The organism is Vibrio sp. ED002, from assembly GCF_023277445.1.
GTDB classification, from domain to species: domain Bacteria; phylum Pseudomonadota; class Gammaproteobacteria; order Enterobacterales; family Vibrionaceae; genus Vibrio; species Vibrio jasicida.
In genome coordinates, this window is sequence record NZ_CP080238.1 from 3,149,277 (window position 1) to 3,169,568 (window position 20,292).

The following is a 20,292-nucleotide window of genomic DNA, read 5'->3' on the forward strand; positions in this document are numbered from 1 at the left end:
GGTTTACCAGTAGAAATATTGCATTGCGAAAACTTGAGCATCGCCCGTCACGTTGTCATCCCCGACAGCGAAGCGACTATCAAATGCGGTTGCCCATGTGCCGTTGGCGTATTCCCACCATACGCCGGCGTTGATGTAAGAAGTGATTTCATCCTCCGCAGTGTCTGATTCAAAATTGGCGTAGTTGTAGGCCGCTGATAGATAGACACCCGGAGCGGCTTCATACCATGCACTGGTTATAAAGCCTGATTCGCTGCCGTCTGAGACTTGGTTACCTTTATCGGTGTCGTGCCATACACGCGCGGCAACGTTCTTGTATTCCGCACCAATGAGGAACAGTTCACCACCGTCGTTGTTACGGACTTCTGCGCCGCCCATAAGCGTTAAGTGCTCGGCAATGTCGTATTGGATGTAACCGTTGACCATGGCGTTCTTATTGATCCATTGATCAGCAAAGCGGTCGTATTTACCAAAGTTGACCCAAGAATCATCTTCCGAGAAGTCCGACTCAGGAGCCGCTGAAATGCTGTAGCGGAATTTACCTTCAAGGTTTTGGATCTTAGCGCCCAAGAACACGTCTCGTGTATTGGAGATCACGTAGCCATATTCGACTGTCGCATCGCCCCACCATTGAACGTCATCCAGAGAAGAGTCCATACGGCCAATCATAAACTCGGTGTTGCCATCGGTGCGGTAGCCGGCATAGAAACGGTTGAAGCCACCCTCGAAGCCTCCCCAACCATGGCCTGTCGCCCAAGCATTGCCATCGTCATCGGCTTGAACTGTCCAGCCTTCCATATACGCAAGGCCAAACCAGTTACCGTATTGGACAGCGAGGCCACCCTCGATGTAAGTGCCGTCTGCGTAGCGGCCTTTGTTTTCGCCTTCTAACGCGACATGGCCACCAACGCCTAATTCGCCGTAAAAGTCGAAGCTGACTTCTGCGTCGGATTTTGGAGGTTGAGTAGGGCTATGGTCAGCTTGGCTTTCAGATGCATGGACATTGACAGCGGTAAGAATCAATCCGGACAAAACAGTTTTAGTAAAATAAGTCTTCATTTTAATCACTTCTTAATTGAGTAGGATTTATGGTTTGCTGACGTGGCTGAATTTATATGGCTTTGCTCTAAAGGCTTTAGGAGCAGCTCGTGTGCAAACTTGGGATCAATTTTATCGCTCAAATGGTATTTGATTAAATGCTCTATAGTTAAATTGTGATCGATATTTAGTAAAGTTTTACTTGCTGTTTTTATGGATTGAGAGCGCTTATATAGGAAGAGAGAATGATGGTTTTTGCTATGTAATTACGTCCTAGAATGCGCTTGAAGTGTGGTGGTTTTGCCGGGGAAGCAGGACAAAAACAGAAAGAGCATCATGAGATGCTCTTTGAATAATAGGGGGATTAACGCTTATTTATGATTGTGTTACTGGCTCTTGCGCCTTTTCTTGCGTTGCTTGTTGTTTGATAGCTTGCTTCTTTTCAAAGCGAGAGATCCACCACCAAGCCAGAGCAGAGAAGACGGCAGTCATAAACACGTTGATGAAGAACGCACGTACCAAGTCAACGCCTGTTGGGAATGCCGACGCGGTCATACTCACCACAAAGATTGCAATTAGTACAGACACCACACTCATGCCCACTTTGCGTGAACCCATACGGAAGTCGCGCGGTGTATCATCGTGTTTTAGACGGAACACAAAGTACGCCACCATGATGAAGATTGGCGGTAGCATCGCCGTACCTGCGGTTAGGTTGATCGCTTGGTTCATCATGTCTTGCACGGATTCTGAACCAAAGCCGTTGACGATCAGCATCACCACAACGAACGCGAATTGCCACCATGCTGCACGTACTGGTACACCATGCTCGTTTAGCTCTGTGGTTTTCTCGCCGTATACACCTTTTGGAATTTCAGAGAAGTGAATTTTTACTGGTGCCGCAGTCCACATCATCATTGAGCCAAACATCGCGATGAACAAAATGATGCCAACGAAGCGGCCAACCAATACTGTTGAAATGTCGAAGTATTGAGCCATACCGGTAAAGATTTCTACCATGCCGCCTGCGTATGTTAGGTCTTCACGCGGAACGAACACGTTCACCAAAAGTGAGCCAATAGCGTACATCGCACCAATCAAGACGCCCGCCATGATGATCACTTTGATGAAGGCTTTTTGGCCGCCTTTTACATCTTTTAGGTACGCCGCTGCGGTTTCTGCACCGCCTGCTGCTTGGAAGATCCAACACATAATGCCTAACGTTGCCCAGTTAATGGTTGGGCTCATTGCTTCTAGTGTGATTGGTTCTGCTGGCGTGTAAGTGTCGCCGCCCAGCGCCATTAGCGCGCCGAGAACGTAAATGCCGAATAGGGCAAACACACCGTAAGCAACCAGCTCAGAAATTTTACCTAACCAAGATGCGCCTTTGGTTGAAATGTGGGTCGCCGCTGCGAACAGAACGATCGAAATTACCGACGTGACCATTGGTGAGAAGGTGTATTCGTAACCAAGCATCGCGTAAGACGCGTAAGCAATCACGTTTGGTAGCAGAGACACAAACCAAAATAGGTTCACGAACCAGTAGAGGAACGAACCTAGGTAAGCGGCTTTAGAGCCAAGCGGTTGTTTAAGCCAGTCGTACATACCTGACTCAGAGTTTTTATTCGCCGATACGAACTCAGCAATGATGAATACAAATGGAATGAAGTAGACGATCGTCGCTAACAGGAAGATAGGGGCAGAGCTAAGGCCAAGCTCAATGTTGTTGTTCACGATGTTACGGACGTTAAATACCGCCGCAAATGTCATCGACAGCAAGGCGAATTTGCCAATGGTGCCGCGCATAGATTCAGACATAGAGTCCTCCGATGAATCACGTCAATTCCCTTCGTAACTCAGTGATAGTGCTATTGACCGTTTTATCATCCTTGGGCGAATACTATTTGTAATCGCGTTGGATTGCTGAGGTCTACAACTGATCTGTGATCTGAATTACTTTGGGTTTATTTAATTATTTTGTTGTTAGGCCAAACGCGTTGTCTGGCCTTGCCTGTAAGCCGTTATTTATTTAGGAAATAGCCATCTTCGATGGTCACTTTGAGCACCACTTTTCTTACTCGGTTGTCACCGTGGAAGCGGTACGCTTTATCGTTATCAAAAATTGCCACTTGGCCTTCGTAAAGCTCACGAGTCTCACCTTGACCGGAGAGAAATTCGCGGTCAGTTTCATCTCGATATGCTTGCTCTAGGCGTAAATCGGATTTGTCGGCGAACTCCACAGTTTCGCGACCTTCTAGGTAGTAATGCACGTCGAAGTAGCGGCGGTTCCCTTCAAACAGGTCGGTTTGTTTTGTGCCGTCTTCAACCATGTAAACCAGAGAGTCACCAATCGAATACATCACGCCGTCTTTGATGTTGGCGATGTTCTCAATTGCTTCCACGCAGCGGTTCCATTTACGACCGTCGCGGTACACGACTTTGAATTGTTCTAAGTTGTCTAACACGATCATGGATTACGCCTCGTTTGCTGTTTGAGTATTGGATTGAGTGAAGAACACATTGTCGAAATCATGGTTTGCCATGGCTTGTGCACTGCAATCGCCTGCTTGAAGTGGCATCAGCGTTAGGCCATAGCGGAATTCATCCATGTACACGCGATATGAATCAAGCACTTCGCTGCCCCATGAGTTTGAGCCCAGTCCCATCACTTGATGGTCAAGGTTGAGCGTGATGTAGCCGCTCTTTTCTAGCTCAATGGTGTGTTGCGCTTCGTGCAGGTTTTGGTTGGTGTAGAACCAAGCGCTGAAGTTGATTTCTTGCTGTGGTTTCACCAACAACCCCGTGCCGTGGCGATTCGTCAGTGACGCCCAACGAACGTGTTGGCGGTTGCCGTTGTTTTGTGGGTACGGGTAGTTCTCAAACATGTCGGCTACCGTGCTGTGGTAAACATCAATCAAGTTCGCTTGGCGGCTGTCTTGGTAGTTTTCTTCAGGGCCACGACCGTAGTAACTCACTTGGTCAAAGTTGCCATTGATGCCCAAATCCAAGCCAATTACAGGGATAACGTGCGGGTAATCGCCATAGCGCTCTCCGCTCAGTTCCACATTCAAATGACCTTGTGCGTTGATTTGGTAGCGGTAGGTACAGCGCATGCCAAAGTCGAACACCGGTGGCGCAATGATGCTGGTGGTCGTAATCGAAACCGATTCATCCATTGCTTCGACTTGTAGTGTGCGGAAGTGCTCTTGCATGATTTGTAAGTGCGCTGGGTGCCACAAACCTTCGTATTCTTGTTTGTGGTTATCAATCATTGGCTTGAAGAAGTTCAGTCTAGGTTCTGACTGAATCAGCTCTTCACCATTGACGCGCCAAGAGGTCAGCTTGCCGTTGACTTTAGAGAAGGTCAGCGCGAAGTTGTGACCTTCAATCACGTGCTCTAAGCGGCTTTCTGTGGTGACTAACGCTTGTGCATTGTGGCTAACAAATTCGGCTTCGCTTGTTGTGTTCTCTTTCAGTTGGAATTGGTACACCGCGATATCGTGGTTTGCTTCGCTGTACAAAGTGCGGCTGTCTTTACGCACGGTGAAGTTAATAAAGGCCTCGCGTTCGTCCAGTTCTGGCAGGTTAATTGTGATTTCACGAGCGCTGTTTGCTGCAAGTTCTTCGACCTTAAACTGCACGCTGCGCAGCGTTTCACCTTCCGCTCGGATATCCGCTGTGATGGTGTAATCATCAAGGTTGGTAAACCACAATTTGTTCTCTATGGTGAAGGTGTTTGTCTTGCCTTCTACTGCTTGAATTTTCACTGGAGCGATGACTTGTTTGTACTCTTTCAAGCCCGGTCCAGGTGTTTGGTCTGGGTAAATCAAACCATCCATACAGAAGTTGTAGTTATTCGGGTAATCGCCGTAATCACCGCCGTATTTGTAAAATTCTTGGCCGTTTTCATCACGTGCTAATACGCCGTGATCACACCATTCCCATACGTAGTGACCTTGAATGTGGTCGTGCGCATAGAACACGTTTTGGTATTCCGTTAGACCGCCAGGGCCATTACCCATCGCGTGTGCGTATTCACAAATGATGCGTGGTTTCTCGTGTGGGTGCTCACCAAAGTGATTCATGAGCTGCGCACGTGAGTACATGGTAGAAATCACGTCGACAACTTCTGCATCACGGTCTTCTTCGTAATGCACCAAGCGGGTGTCATCAATCGCTTTGGTTGCGTCGTACATTGCGCGGATGTTGCAGCCGTAACCGGACTCGTTACCTAGTGACCACATGATGATGGAAGGGTGGTTCTTTTGGGCGTGAACGTGGCGTTCTGCGCGGTCTACAAACACACTTTCCCATGCAGCGTCGTTGGTGATGCGGCTGAGATCGCCAACGTTCGCGAAGCCGTGGGTTTCTACGTCGGTTTCTGCCATTACGAACAAGCCGTAAATGTCACACAGTTCGTAGAAGCGTGGGTCGTTAGGGTAGTGCGCGGTGCGAACTGAGTTGATGTTGTGTTGCTTCATCAAAATCAGATCTTTCTCGATGCGCTCCATGCCGACTGCACGACCTTTTAGGTGGTCGTTATCGTGGCGGTTCACACCGTGCAGCATTACGTATTGGTTGTTGATGTAGAACAGACCATCACGCACTTTGATATCGCGGAAGCCAACGCGCTGCGGGATCACCTCAATTACATTGCCTTGTGCATCTTTCAGGGTGATAAACAGTTGGTATAGGTATGGATTTTCCGCTGTCCAATGGATTGGGTTCATCACATCAATGGCAAAGCTTGTTTGGCTGTTGTCTTGGATAGTCAGTGCATCACATTGGCCACTAGCAATCACAGTTCCTTTGTCTTGGAGCGTGTATTCCAGCGTGTAACCGGGCGCAACCGCAGTAGACAGGTTTTCTAGCTCAACTTGGTAGCTTAAAGTGGCACTTTGGTAATCGTCGGCGAAATCAGTACGAACAGTCAGATCTTGGACGTGAACGTGCTCTTTTCCGACAAGGTAAACATCACGGAAGATACCCGCCGTCCACCACATATCTTGGTCTTCAATGTAAGTCGAATCTGCCCATTGCATGACGCGCACAGACAATAAGTTCTCGCCTTGTTGAACGTAAGAAGAAATGTCGAACTCAGCGGTTAAGCGACTGCCTTTGCTAAAGCCAACGTAATACCCGTTTACGTAAACTTCGAAGTACGTTTCAACACCATCAAATTTGATGATGGTTTGTTTGTTGTCCCATTGCTGACCAAGCGTGAAAGTACGTTGGTATGCGCCAGTTGGGTTGTCGGTTGGGACAAATGGGACGTCGATAGGGAATGGGAAACCTTCGTCAGTGTATTGAAGGTCACCGTGGCCTTCAATTTGCCACATGTTCGGAACGGTAATGTGTCCCCAGTCTTCCATTTTTTGAGAGTAAAACGCTTCAGGTACCAAAAGCGGGTTAGTGAAGTAGTTGAATGTCCATTGACCACTCAGCAGTTTAAAGCGGCTGCTCAGCTCGCGTTGGAACGTTTGTGCGTTTTTAACTGAATCGTATGAGAAGAAGTAAGCACGTGGTGCCATACGGTTCTCATGTAGGTGAAGGAAGTTTTCCCAGTTGTTCACGTTTGTTCTCCCCTCGGCTTAGCTTGGTCATTTCGGCGCGGTATCGTCAGCGTCGAATCTGCCCAAAAGAAATGCAGCCGATGTATTGTGAAAAGGCTTATGAGTTATCTGGGAAAGATATTAGTAAAAGTTTTACTAAAATGAATTAGTGAAAACGTTTAACTTTAACTTGATCACGTTTTAAATAGCGATCGGTGAGCAAGATGTGATCAGCATAAAGGAATAGCATCCCAAGCTTATTTGCTGGGTAAAACGAGTAAAAAATGACGGGATTTAGATAAGGGAAATAAAAAAGCACTGAGTATTCAGTGCTTTATAAAATAAGAATAAAGAGGGAGAACTATTTAGTCGTGCCGCGCAGTTTGAGTTTGCTTGGTACGTGAACTTGCAATGGCAGCGCACGACCATCGCGGTATTTTTCTACCAATAAGTTTACCCCTTGTATGCCCATCATCTCTGAGTGAATTCGCACAGTAGAAAGCGGTGGGAAGGTAAAGCGCGCGGTTGGAATGTCATTCACACTGATCAGAGCAATGTCTTGTGGAATGTTCAAACCGAACTCATGGATGGCACGTAAAACCCCAATCGCAATCGAGTCTGATGCGATGAAGAGTGCTGTCGGAAAGTCGCCTTTTGCTAACATCGCTTTGGCTAAGTCATAACCTGATAGGCTAGAAAAATCGCCGCGGTAAATGTCATTCTCTGACACGACACCTTTTAGGTTGCCGTATTCCACAAACGCGTTTTCGCGAATGTCCGCGGTGTTTGGTTCGTCTTGTCCACCAATGAAACCAATGCGCTGGTAACCTTGTTCGACGAAGAAGTCGACGACTTGCTTACTGATGCGAGCAAGATCGATATCAACGCTGTCGTACATGCTTTCGCTGTCTGAGAAGTCGATATAACAAATGCTGTCTGCGAGGCGCTTAGGTAGTTTATTGATGATCGCTTTATCGGTTTTACCAACCAAAAGGATGCCGGTGATCTTTTGTGTTTCGACGTCAATTTCGCTGTTGTAGCAATTGGTTAGCGTAATGCCCAATCTATCACATTGGGTTTCAATCCCGTGGCGAATGGACAGGTAGTAGGGGTCATTCACTTCTGCTTCTTGCTTGTAGTTATACAAAGCTAAAAAGTGGTGTTTTTGTTTCGCCTCTTTGGTGGTTTTTTTTGAACTGCTGGTGCGGTATTCCAACTTTTCAGCAATTTCTAAGATGCGGTGTTTGGTTTCTTCTTTTACGCTCAGAGTCGGATCGTCATTCAACACGCGTGATACGGTTGCAAGTGAGACGCCCGCTTCTGTAGCGATATCTTTTAGTGTTGCCATGTTCACTTCCCGTTGGCAAAGCTCACTGTCCCAGTGAGATAAGCAATAATCCCACCATTGTAAACAGCTACTTATGGATGCACAAATTTTTAGTAAAACTGTGCGAGTGGGTGAAATAAAGTGACTACATGGAAAAGAGGTTTTTTAAGCAAACAAAAGCCCGAGCGGCTAGGACTCTCCGGTCGGGCTTTGCTGTTCACTATTGCTACTTAACATGAGTAGCAAGGCGATAAGGTTAAACCTAAGACTTTTTACCTTTGGTTTTATCTGGTTCGACAAGCAAGTGGTCAAATACATGGCGAATGAACGGTGCCCCGACTTTTGAACCACCGTTTCCGTGCTCAATCACCACTGTCGCCACGTATTTTGGATGGTCATACGGAGCAAACGCAGTGAACAACGCGTGGTCAAGTAGGTGGTTCGCGAGCTTTTTCGAGTTATAGACCTCGTCTTTGCGTAGGCCAAATACCTGGGCGGTACCGGATTTGCCACCACTGCTGTATTCCGCGCCTTTAAATGCGCGACGACCAGAGCCATGTGCGCCATTGTTTACCAAGCGCATCGCATTGATTGGAATGTCCCAGTATTTATCTGGCACACCTTCAATTGGTGGTAGATCTTTCGGTGCGACTTCAACTTGGTTTTCAAAATCTTCACCGTGCTCAATCACCGCTCTTAGCAGATGTGGTGCTTTCATCTCGCCATGATTGATAAGGAATGAAGTGGCTTTGGCGATTTGCATCGGAGTGGCTGTCCAGTAACCTTGCCCAATACCAATCGGCACAGTATCCCCTTGATACCAAGGCGTACGGTGACGGGCAATTTTCCATTCTCGTGTCGGCATGTTAGCACTGCTCTCTTCATAGATATCAATGCCTGTCGGTAAGCCGAAGCCGAATTTGTTCATCCATTTAGAGATGCGGTCAATACCCAAATCAAATGCGGTTTGGTAGAAGAACGAGTCAACCGATTCCTCGATTGCCTTGGTAACATCCACGTTGCCGTGACCCCAACGTTTCCAATCTCGCCAAGCTTTTGAATTCGGTTTTGAACCTGGAATACGCCAAGAACCGTGATCGTTACGCACCGTACTTGGCGTGATCACATGTTCTTCAAGCCCAGCGACTGCCATAAAGGGTTTGACGGTTGAAGCGGGTGGATAGACACCTAGCGTGGTTCGGTTTACGAGCGGGTGGGCTGGATCGTTCAACAATGCGCTGTAGGCTTTGCTGGAAATGCCGTTCACAAATGGGTTTGGGTCATAGCTTGGGCTAGATGCCATCGCAAGGACGCTATTATCTCTTGGATCGAGTACAACAGCGCTGCCCTGACGATTATCCAATTGCTGATAAACATACTCTTGTAGTTCGATATCGAGGTTTAAAACGATGTCTTTCCCTGCAATTGGCGGCACGTACTTAATGGTACGAATCACGCGCCCGCGACTGTTTACTTCTACTTCTTCATAGCCTTTGGTGCCATGCAAAATGTCTTCGTAGTAACGCTCCACGCCCAGTTTTCCGATGTTCTGAGTCGCTTGGTAGTTTTGTGCTTTGCCTTCTTTGTCTAAGCGTCGTAGATCGCGGTCATTAATATGAGAAACATAGCCTAGAACGTGTGTTAATTCCTTCCCGTAAGGGTAGTAACGTTTAAGATCTGCAGTTACAAATACACCATCAAATTCATGTTGATGCACCGAAAAACGTGCAACTTGTTTGTCGTTGAGTTCGTTCAAAATGGTGACAGAACGAAAACGGCGAGTGTGCTTGTAGCGTTTTTTGAATGACTCAATTTGTTCTGGTGTGATGTCGATGTAATGAGCGAGTTTCTCAAGCAAAGCATCGGGGTCGCCTGCTTGCTCAGGGATCATATCGAGGTTGTAAACTGGGCGGTTTTCAGCAATCAAAACGCCATTGCGGTCATAGATAAGACCGCGAGTGGGTGCGATAGGAAGAATCTTAATGCGATTGTCATTAGAGCGAGTTTGGTAATCTTTGAAATGATTAACTTGCAAGTTGTAGAGGTTCGCGACCAATCCTCCCAGCAAAATAACCATGCCGAGAAAGGCAACGACGGCACGGTTTTTAAATAACCTTACTTCTTGATTATGATCTCGAAATTCGTTTCGCTTGCGTAGCATGAGGGCCCTTCAGATTTGTTTTTGTTCTCAGCATGCCCCGATAAAAGGAAAAAGACGCAGATTTGAGCCTTGTTACAAAAGGTTACATTTGGGGCGAGGCTACTGTAGCGGGCTTTATCTCTTGCTTTGTAAGAGCAATGTCAGGTATCGATTGCGGAAAATCATCTTTCTTGTTTGCGTGAATTACCGTGTTTTTCTTACATTGTGTAAACGTTTATATATGTAAGTATCATAAATCTTTCCCATTTTTCTGCTCTAACTCAGTTTCCTTTATTTTTATTGATTTTAAATCGTGATGTAATTTTGTGGAAACGTTTACACTATTTTGAGTTTGATCACGGATCTGGATCGGTTTTGATTGGTAGACTTTTAGCCAGTTAAGAAATGAGCGAATTTGCTTGGTGAGCAGGCTCAACCAATTTCCAAGCATCGAGCAGCAAAAGTGGAGAAGCAAAAGTGAAAGTTCTTGTCACAGGCGGTATGGGGTACATCGGCAGTCACACATGTGTCCAGATGATTGAAGCAGGTATGGAGCCAATCATTGTCGACAACTTGTGTAATGCCAAAGTGGAAGTGTTAAGCCGCATTGAAGCGCTAACTGGTAAGCAACCGGCTTTCTACCAAGGCGACATTCGCGATGAAGCCTTTTTGGACTCAGTATTTGCCAAGCATGACATTCAAGCTGTGATTCACTTTGCTGGCCTGAAAGCGGTGGGCGAATCTGTCGCGAAACCATTGGAATACTACGACAACAATGTGAATGGCTCATTGGTGTTGGCGCGCAGCATGCGTAAGGCGGGCGTGAAAAGCATTGTATTTAGCTCATCGGCAACGGTTTACGGCGATCCTGACATTGTGCCGATTACGGAAGACTCTCCAACGGGGGCGACCACTAACCCATACGGTCGCAGCAAGTACATGGTGGAAGAGTGCTTGAGCGATTTGTTCAATGCAGAAAACGATTGGAGCGTGACTTTGCTGCGCTACTTCAACCCAGTTGGTGCGCATCCATCGGGCACCATGGGTGAAGACCCTCAGGGCATCCCAAACAACTTGATGCCGTTTATCGCGCAAGTGGCAGTAGGCCGCCGCGAAAAACTGTCGGTATTTGGCAATGACTACCCAACGCCGGATGGCACAGGCGTGCGTGATTACATCCACGTGATGGATTTGGCTGATGGCCACATCGCAGCGCTGAAATCGGTTGGTGAAAAAGCAGGTTTGCACATTTACAACTTAGGTACGGGCAAAGGCTCTAGTGTGCTTGAAATGGTAGAAGCATTCGCAACGGCTTGCGGCCATCCAGTGCCTTACGAGCTTTGTCCTCGTCGCCCGGGTGACATCGCAGAATGCTGGGCAAGTACAGATAAAGCGGAGCGAGACCTTGGTTGGAAAGCGACGCGCAGTGTTGCGGAAATGACGGCAGATACGTGGAAGTGGCAGTCAAATAACCCGCAAGGCTATTCCCCTGCGTAATTGATGCTGCAGCGTTGTTGATTGACCGCCTAGCTGCAACTCCAATTTCATTGGGGAATGCAGATGAAAGAAATTCTAAAAGTTGAGTAAGTAAGATGTCGAATATTGAATTTAACCCAGTGGATCACCCACACCGTCGTTACAACCCACTAACGGGTCAGTGGATTTTGGTGTCACCGCATCGTGCAAAACGCCCATGGAGTGGCGCTGATGAGAAACCTGCGATTGATGAGCTACCAAGCTACGACGAGAAATGTTTCCTTTGCCCGACCAACGAGCGTATTTCTGGTGATGTAAACCCAGATTACCAAGGCACGTATGTGTTCCAAAATGATTTTGCAGCACTGATGGTGGACTCTCCAGATGCACCTGAGTCAGATAACCCACTGTTCAAAACACAAGGTGCGCGCGGTTTGAGCCGAGTGATTTGTTTCTCGCCTGATCACAGCAAAGCCTTGCCTGAGCTACCAGTCGACAAAATCCGTGGCGTGATTGACACGTGGAATGATCAAATCGAAGAGCTGGGTAAAGACTATGTTTGGGTTCAAGCATTCGAGAACAAGGGCGAGACCATGGGTTGTTCTCAGCCTCACCCGCACGGTCAAATCTGGGCAAACAGTTTCTTGCCAAACGAAATCGAGCGCAAAGAACACAACTTAAAAGCGTACTACCAAGAGCATGGCAGTAACTTGCTGGTGGATTACGTGCAAGCTGAGCTTAAAGACGGTTCACGCACAGTGGTTGAGACTGAACATTGGATTGCTGTTGTTCCTTACTGGGCGGCGTGGCCATTCGAAACCATGCTACTTCCTAAAACGCATATTCGTCGAATGAGTGAGCTAACCGATGAGCAACGCGATGACCTTGCGGTTGCTATCAAAAAGCTAACCAGCCGTTATGACAACCTATTCCAATGCTCTTTCCCTTACTCAATGGGCTGGCATTACGCGCCGTTCTTTGAAGAAGGCACCGATATCGACCATTGGCAACTGCATGCGTTGTTCTACCCGCCACTGCTACGTAGTGCAACGGTTCGTAAGTTCATGGTTGGCTATGAAATGCTGGCAGAAAGCCAACGCGATCTAACGGCAGAACAAGCGGCGCAGCGTCTGCGTGACCTAAGCGATGTGCATTACAAAGAGCAATAAACCAATTAATGAATAGCCGGAGTTATCGCTGGTTTTACCTAAAGCTCGGTCAAATTCCCTTTTATTCGGGAGGGGAGGGCTAACCCCCTCTAACTCCCCCTTATTAAGGTGGAGGATTAGACCCCCCTTATTAAGGGGGAAGATTAGACCGAGTGAATACGAAACTGGAAATCAGGATTTAACGCTGGTTACACCAATACCAAATTTATAATTTAAGAGAACGTCCCTATGTCTGATCTAATCCAAAATGTGAAAACCTCTTTTGAACAAGTGCTGGGTTACGCCCCAAGTCATATTATTCAAGCGCCTGGTCGTGTAAACCTGATTGGTGAGCACACTGATTACAACGACGGTTTTGTACTGCCATGTGCGATCAACTACCAAACCGTTGTGGCGGCAGCGAAGCGTGAAGACAACCTAGTGCGCGTGGTTTCTGTGGATTACGGCAACGCCGTGGATGAGTTCGACATTACGCAAGAAATCACCTTCCAACAAGACAAAATGTGGGCGAACTACATTCGCGGTGTGGTGAAGTGTCTGCTTGCTCGTGGTTACCAATTCACTGGTGCGGATATTTCTGTTAGCGGTAACGTCCCTCAAGGTGCGGGTTTAAGCTCGTCTGCAGCGTTGGAAGTCGTGATCGGTCAAACGTTCAAAGTGTTGTTCAATCTAGAAATCAGCCAAGCGGAAATCGCACTAAATGGGCAGCAAGCAGAGAACGAATTCGTCGGTTGTAACTGCGGCATTATGGACCAAATGATTTCGGCAGAAGGTCGTGCAAACCACGCTATGCTATTGGACTGCCGTAGTCTAGGAACTGAAGCTGTATCGATGCCTGAAGACATGGCCGTGGTGATCATTAACTCAAACAAAAAACGTGGCTTGGTCGACAGCGAATACAACACGCGTCGTGAGCAGTGTGAAGAAGCCGCGCGTATCTTCGGTGTGAAAGCACTGCGCGATGTGACGATTGAGCAGTTTAACGAGAAAGTGTCCGAGCTGGATGAAATGGTCGCAAGACGCGCTCGTCACGTGATCACAGAAAACGATCGCACGGTAGAAGCGGCGCAAGCACTTCGCGCACACGACATGAAGCGTATGGGTGAACTGATGGCTGAGTCTCATGCTTCCATGCGTGATGATTTCGAAATCACAGTCAAAGAAATCGATACGTTAGTTGAGATGGTGAAAGAAGTGATTGGCGAGCAAGGTGGTGTGCGCATGACGGGCGGTGGCTTTGGTGGTTGTATCGTTGCTATTGTACCGCCAGCATTGGTTGACGAAGTGAAAGCAACGGTAGAAGCGAAGTACCAAGCAGCAACGGGTCTAAAAGAATCCATCTACGTGTGCCAAGCGAAAAACGGCGCAGGTTTAGTCGAAGTACTTTAAGTGCAAAATTGCTTTAAGTTCAAAGTGCTTTAAGACGCAGTAGGAGCGAGAGATGACTGAGCCATTAACTATCACGATGACACAGCAGGCCGCCTTTGATGGCGCGCCTGCCAACGTTGTCGAACTGAAAAATAACACAGGCATGAGCGTTACCTTTATGGATATTGGCGCGACATGGCTGAGTTGTCGTTTACCTTTGGCGAATGGGGAGTTGCGTGATGTGCTTCTCGGAGTGGGGACGATGGGGAGTTTTATGCAGCAACAGTGTTACATGGGTGTCACTGTTGGTCGCTACGCAAACCGCATCGCCAATGGTCTTTTTGAAGTGAATGGCGAAGTATTTCAAGTGTCTACTAACCAAGCGGGCAACTGTCTGCATGGTGGTGAAGAAGGTTTTGATAAACGTCGTTGGAAGATTGAGTCTCACTCGAATCAGCAAGTGACGTTCTCTTTGTTGTCTGAAGATGGCGACCAAGGTTTTCCGGGTAATCTAGAAGTGCAAGTGACGTATACGCTGACTGATGATAACCAAGTGAGTATTGCGTACTTCGCTAAGACAGATAAAGCAACACCGATCAACTTGACCAACCATGCTTACTTCAATTTGTTGGGGGCAGAAGCGGACTTAGATTGTCGTTCGCATCGCTTAACCATCGTTGCAAGCCAATACTTACCAACCTCTGAGGTCGGTATTCCGCTGGGTGAATTGCAAGATGTGAAAGGCACTGGATTTGACTTTAGAAGTGAAAAACCAGTTTCAGAACACTTCTTACAAGATGAACAGCAGGTTGCCGCCAAGGGGTATGACCATAGCTACCTATTTGATGCTCATCGTGATGTTTCAAAACCGGTTGCGTTGGTGGTTTCTCCTGATGAAAAAGTGCACCTGTCAGTGGTGACAAACAAGCCTGCGATGCAATTGTACACGGGCAACTGGCTAGCTGGCGCACCAAATCGCCGTGGCGGTGAATATAACGATTACGCGGGTCTGGCGTTAGAAACGCAGTTTTTACCAGATTCGCCAAACCATGCTGAGTGGGCGCAGCCAAGCTGTATTCTTGAGCCTGAACAAGAGTACCGCTTCTGCACCACTTATCAGTTTGCTTTCTAGGTAAACTGAGCATTTTCGAGCTTTTGGGTTACCGTAGGCTTTTTGCTCACAGTAGGTCAAAAGCTCATCAAAAGTTGGCAAAATAACGCTCTCTACAAACACCCCAAAAAGAAAAAGCTCTGTCACTTCGGTGGCAGAGCTTTTTACTTTGTAACCTATCTTGGTAATTATTAGCGCTATATCTTAAAGGCGATCCACCGAGTTACGGCGCACTAAAGTCGGGCTAAAGATGATGGTGTCATCTTCCACTTGTTCATCACGCGATAACGCTAATGCCAAACGCGCAGCACGCTCTGCCATCATTTCGATTGGGTAACGAATCGTGGTCAAACTTGGATTAACGAAGCGAGCAATTAAGCCATCGTCGAAGCCAACCATGGACACTTTTTCCGGTACGTCGATACCATTTTGGTCTAACGCTGCCAGCGCGCCTGCTGCCATGTAGTCGTTGTACGCCACCACGCCAGTGATTGCGAGTGATTTGGTCAGCAGGTTGGTCATGGCTGTTTCGCCACCGTCACTGTTTGGCTCGCCATATTCGACATAGCTTTTTGATAGCTCGATATCGTGATCTTTCAGTGCCGCTTGGTAACCTTGTAAACGCTCGTCGGTATCTTCGATGTCATGGGATGAGGCGATACATGCGATCTTGCTGTGACCATGACGAATCAGATATTCCGTCGCTAAGTACGCGCCCTTGCGGTTATCAAGAGAGATACAACGCTCTGCCAACTCTGGGATATGGCGGTTGATCAACACCATGCCTTTGACTTCTTTGGCGTAGCCGATCAGCTCTTCATCTGATAGACCTTTAGAGTGAATCACAATGGCTTCACAACGGCTGTTGATCAGAAGTTCTAGCGCTTGGCGTTCGTCTTCTGGGTTGTGGTAGCCATTACCAATCAGAATGTGTTTGCCGTTTTCACGCGCCACGTTATCTACCGATTTAACCAGTGTGCCGAAGAACGGGTCTGAGACATCACCCACAAGTACGCCCATGGTGTTGGTACTTTGGCTGACGAGTGCACGCGCCGCTGCGTTTGGACGGTAGCCCAGTTTGCTCATTGCTTGCGTCACTGCGTCGATAGAAGATTGGCTTGCTTTCGGTGATTTATTGATCACGCGAGAGACGGTCGCGACCGATACGCCGGCTTCTTTCGCGACATCCTTGATTGTTGCCATGAGGGACCTTTCTTGGGCTAAATAACGTTAATTGGAGTATTAAACACCCATTGTGTAATAAGTGCAATCAACACCATTTTTATATTGGGATGAATTTGTTCTTACTCTATGAATTTATTGAATATATGTGATGTGTAAACGTTATCTTGAGTCGGGCGTTGATTAGTCGCATGAAAACAAAAATCGCGGTCATTGATGTGACCGCGATTTGTCGTTTCTATTTTCTCTTTACAGGCCACAGAAAATGGCGCTCAGAATGCTAGTTGTTGTTCATCCAATCAACCATTTGGGTTTTGTACACATCGCTGTTGCCGCCAAAGATAGCTTGTACGCCTGTACCGACTCGCACCACACCCGCTGCACCAAGTGCTTTCAATTTCGCTTCGTCGACTTTGTCTTGCTCTGCGACTTGGATGCGCAATCGAGTGATACAAGCATCGGTGCTTAAGATGTTTTGTTTGCCGCCAAACGCGCTAACCAACTCACTGGCAAACTCTGAACTGGTGTCATTGACGGCTTTGCTGCTGTCTTGATCTTCACGACCTGGTGTTTTCAGATCGAACGTTTTAATGAACCAAGTGAACACTACGTAGTACAGCGCTGCGTATGCCAAACCTAGTGGGATGATCATCCAGCCTTTGGTCGAAATACCAAAGAAGGTCACGTAGTCGATAAGACCTGCACTAAAGCTGTAGCCATGTTTTACGCCCAGCATGATACACAGTGGGTAAGCCAGACCCGCAATGATCGCGTGAATCACGTAAAGCACAGGCGAGATGAACAAGAACGCAAACTCGATAGGCTCAGTGATACCAGTTAGGAACGACGTCAGTGCAGCTGAGATCATAATGCCCATAACTTTGGTGCGGTTCTCTGGTTTTGCTGCACGGCCAATCGCAATTGCCGCCGCAGGAAGACCAAACATCTTGAATAGGTAACCACCTGCTAGGTTGCCCGCATTTGGGTCGCCAGCGAAGAAGCGAGGGATCTCTCCGTGGAATACTTGACCAGCAGCGTTCACAAACTCACCGGCTTGAAGCTGAATAATCACATTGATCACATGGTGCAGACCAAATGGGATCAGAGCACGTTCCGCGGTGCCGTAAGCCCAGAATGCCACCAATGGGTTTTGCTCGGTTGCCCATGTGCCAAACCAATCAATACCGGAGCCAATTGGTTGCCAAATAAAGGCAATCGCAATACCCAAAAACAGCATAGAAAATGACGTGACGATCGGGACAAATCGTTTACCCGCGAAGAAGGCCAAGTAAGCTGGCATCTTAATGGTATAGAAACGGTTAAACATATACGCACCAACTGCACCGGAGATGATGCCACCGAGCACACCTGTGTCGATATGGTCCACACCCAGCACGCCAGCCATGACTTTTAGCGTCGCGACTAATACGTAATAACCAATACCTGCCGCAACCGCACCAACACCATCATTGTTGGTAAATGAGATAGCAACGCCAAGCGCAAAGATAAGCGGCAGGTTACCGAAGACCGCGCCCCCCGCTTCTGCCATCAATTCAGAAACTACGGGTGGAATGAACCCAAATTGCGCCGAGCCAATACCCAAAAGGATACCTGCCGCGGGCATTGAGGCTATAGGCAACATGAGCGCCTTACCGACCTTAGAAAGGTTGGCAAAAAAGTTAGCAAACATAAAAATACTCCAACTTGTTAGATAAAAATCTTGAGTGGCGCAGTCATGAATAAACTGTGGGAAGCGGGGAGATTAGCGATAGCATCGTGATTATGGTTTGCGGGGGTTGGAGCATAAACATAAAAACTGGTTGCTATCGCTAAAGCTTTATAAGTGGTGTGCTGAGCTAAAAATAGAGGGCCTTAACCAATTGAAGGGCACTGTCTCGATCGCTCAACCATAGGACTGCGTCAGAATCTAAGTGTATTTTGGGTAAAAATAAGGCATGAAAAAACAGAGTGAATTTTGTTTTTCTTGTTCCTGATAACTAAGTTTTTAGACCTTTTTACTTGAATGAATACATTAAACGCTAATATAAGGAACAGAATTTTAGTTTTGGAGTGCCTGTTTTGGAGAGTATTAATCTTTTTCGCTACTACGAACGTGTAGAGAGTTTTGAGCTGCGAGAGGAATACGCGGTGACGCTTGCCGAGATTGCAGACAAGATGTTCACCAGCGCAAGGCATGCCCGAGCTATTCTCAAGCAGATGAATGCGCTCAACTGGATCGCTTGGATACCCAGAGTGGGGCGTAACCAACGTTCGACCTTAATTCGTAACATCGATCGTACAGAGGTGAAGCGCTCTATCGCTCTTGAATGGATCAAAGAGAGCAAATACGACCGAGCACTTGAGTTTCTTGACTTCGACCAAGTCGTGTTTGAGCAACTGCTCAAGCAAACTTCCGGCGCCCAAGTGACAGAAGGCAAAGTCAGTGTACAACTCACCTATAACCGCTCTTTTGCTACGCTCAATCCAATCACACCGCAACGAAACAGCGAGCGTTTCTTAATTCGTCAAATTCACGCTTGCTTGGTTTCTATGACACCTGAAGGTGAGTTAGTCGGAAACATTGCGCATCATTGGCAAACCGATGAAGAGTGGCGAACTTGGACGTTTTATCTTCGTCCGTCCGTTTGCTTTCATCATGGCGGTAAAGTGGATGCAGAGCTGATGGTGAAGCTACTAAACCATTGGCAGCAGCTTCCATATTATCAAAATGAGCTCGATCACCTTGAAACGGTTTCCGTCGAGTCGCCTTATCGATTTTCCGTTCAACTTACTCGGCCAGACAAAGGCTTCGCTGCATTGTTGAGTGATCTGAAATACTCTTTACAGCCTGTCGAGCAACTCAATAACCTATCTTCCGATAGCATCGGCTGTGGCATTTTCTCTCTGGAATCGCATACGAACAATAAGCTTACCTTGTTGGCGAATGAGCGCTTCCACGGATTTCGCTCCCTCACTGATAAAGTCACCATCTGGTCGTTAAACAGTGACAAGAAGGAAGGTGCAAAGGCATCCAACTACCCACACGATTTACCTAAGACAGAGCAGTACTCGAAAAAGGTCATCACCAACTCTCCAGATGAAGAAGTGGATGAGCGCATCATTGATACCAAACACACAGCATCGAAAGATCGCGTGGAAGAAGGGTGCTTGCTTATGATTTTCAATCACAATCATTCTAACTTATCACACGCTCAGCGACGTTGGCTGAGTGATGCATTGAGTGGTGAGAACATTTGGCAGCAGTTGGAGCGCAACGAAACCACCTTCGGGGCTGAGATCGCACATAACTTTTTCCCCTTCTGGCACAACGTCAAATACCTGAGAAGTGATGAGGTAGTACTACCGAGTTCAATCCGAATCGCCTGTTATTCCCATCTTGGTATTCAACGCAGTGCGAGAGCCGCTGAGCAAATCTTGATGGAACATGGCATCAAAGTTGAAGTAAACGTTTATTCGTTTGAAGCATTTATTGAAAAAGCGTCTGGAGAGGGCTTTAGTGAAGAGATCGTCTTGAGCAGCTTTAACTTGGATGACAACCGACAAGTCTCGGCTTTACTGTTTTTCCTCAGCGATCCTGTTTTGCACGCCACGATCGGATCTGACGTCAGCGACTGGCTGGTGGTTGAGATCAACCAAATTCGACAGTTTAGCGCTCCGGAAGATTACCTCACCCAGTTAGAGCAACTTGGCTCTGTGCTGATCTATGAAGGTGTGGTTAGTCCGATGCTTCACCACCGACAAACACTTAGCTTCCAAGACATATTCAAAGGTGTAGAGATCACGGCGTGGGGTTGGCCGAAGTTGAGTGAGATTTGGTAAAGGACGATTGTAAACAGCACGATCTTTGCTCATCAAAATGCGATCTTCACCTCTTGTATTTAAAGTACTAACTGATAACGTAGAGTTTG

At 47.3% G+C, this 20,292-nt stretch carries 13 protein-coding genes; 5 read left to right on the forward strand and 8 right to left on the reverse strand.

The window, feature by feature from the left end:
• Positions 1–3: 3 nt before the first annotated feature.
• The 6 genes from ygjJ to mrdA form a co-directional block, all read right to left on the reverse strand.
• The gene (gene ygjJ, locus ITG12_RS14680) at positions 4–1,059 is read right to left on the reverse strand and encodes a protein YgjJ (protein ID WP_248873166.1); all 1,056 of its coding nucleotides are present in this window, start codon (positions 1,057–1,059) and stop codon (positions 4–6) included.
• Between the two features lie 354 nt (positions 1,060–1,413).
• Positions 1,414–2,856, reverse strand: a complete 1,443-nt coding sequence (locus ITG12_RS14685; RefSeq protein ID WP_104037336.1) for an amino acid permease — start codon at positions 2,854–2,856, stop codon at positions 1,414–1,416.
• 203 nt (positions 2,857–3,059) lie between these two features.
• Positions 3,060–3,509: a beta-galactosidase subunit beta gene (locus ITG12_RS14690; RefSeq protein ID WP_063344817.1), complete on the reverse strand. Its 450-nt coding sequence runs from the start codon at positions 3,507–3,509 to the stop codon at positions 3,060–3,062.
• A 3-nt stretch (positions 3,510–3,512) separates the two neighbouring features.
• Positions 3,513–6,611, reverse strand: a complete 3,099-nt coding sequence (gene ebgA / locus ITG12_RS14695) for a beta-galactosidase subunit alpha (RefSeq protein ID WP_248873167.1) — start codon at positions 6,609–6,611, stop codon at positions 3,513–3,515.
• Positions 6,612–6,951: 340 nt separating this feature from the next.
• Positions 6,952–7,938 (reverse strand): transcriptional regulator EbgR, encoded by a 987-nt coding sequence (ebgR, locus tag ITG12_RS14700; protein ID WP_248873168.1) that lies wholly within the window; start codon positions 7,936–7,938, stop codon positions 6,952–6,954.
• A gap of 241 nt (positions 7,939–8,179) precedes the next feature.
• A complete protein-coding gene (gene mrdA, locus ITG12_RS14705) occupies positions 8,180–10,078 on the reverse strand; it encodes a penicillin-binding protein 2 (RefSeq protein ID WP_038879032.1) in 1,899 nt (632 codons plus the stop codon).
• Between the two features lie 456 nt (positions 10,079–10,534).
• Between mrdA and galE the strand changes: the two genes are divergently transcribed.
• The 4 genes from galE (at position 10,535) to galM (ending at position 15,202) form a co-directional block, all read left to right on the forward strand.
• Positions 10,535–11,554: a UDP-glucose 4-epimerase GalE gene (gene galE / locus ITG12_RS14710; protein ID WP_038865969.1), complete on the forward strand. Its 1,020-nt coding sequence runs from the start codon at positions 10,535–10,537 to the stop codon at positions 11,552–11,554.
• A gap of 95 nt (positions 11,555–11,649) precedes the next feature.
• Positions 11,650–12,702: a UDP-glucose--hexose-1-phosphate uridylyltransferase gene (locus ITG12_RS14715; protein ID WP_248873169.1), complete on the forward strand. Its 1,053-nt coding sequence runs from the start codon at positions 11,650–11,652 to the stop codon at positions 12,700–12,702.
• 228 nt (positions 12,703–12,930) lie between these two features.
• Positions 12,931–14,091 (forward strand): galactokinase, encoded by a 1,161-nt coding sequence (gene galK, locus ITG12_RS14720; protein WP_248873170.1) that lies wholly within the window; start codon positions 12,931–12,933, stop codon positions 14,089–14,091.
• A 52-nt stretch (positions 14,092–14,143) separates the two neighbouring features.
• Complete coding sequence (galM, locus tag ITG12_RS14725) at positions 14,144–15,202, forward strand: galactose-1-epimerase (RefSeq protein WP_248873171.1); 1,059 nt, start codon at positions 14,144–14,146, stop codon at positions 15,200–15,202.
• Positions 15,203–15,385: 183 nt separating this feature from the next.
• Here the strand turns inward: galM and ITG12_RS14730 are convergent, their stop codons facing one another.
• The gene (locus tag ITG12_RS14730; RefSeq protein ID WP_042603189.1) at positions 15,386–16,384 is read right to left on the reverse strand and encodes a substrate-binding domain-containing protein; all 999 of its coding nucleotides are present in this window, start codon (positions 16,382–16,384) and stop codon (positions 15,386–15,388) included.
• 259 nt (positions 16,385–16,643) lie between these two features.
• On the reverse strand, positions 16,644–18,053 hold the full coding sequence (gene ptsG / locus ITG12_RS14735) for a PTS glucose transporter subunit IIBC (RefSeq protein ID WP_038879045.1): 1,410 nt from the start codon (positions 18,051–18,053) through the stop codon (positions 16,644–16,646).
• 380 nt (positions 18,054–18,433) lie between these two features.
• Here ptsG and ITG12_RS14740 point away from each other — a divergent pair, with 380 nt between their 5' ends.
• A complete protein-coding gene (locus ITG12_RS14740; RefSeq protein ID WP_038879048.1) occupies positions 18,434–20,203 on the forward strand; it encodes an SgrR family transcriptional regulator in 1,770 nt (589 codons plus the stop codon).
• Positions 20,204–20,292: the final 89 nt, after the last annotated feature.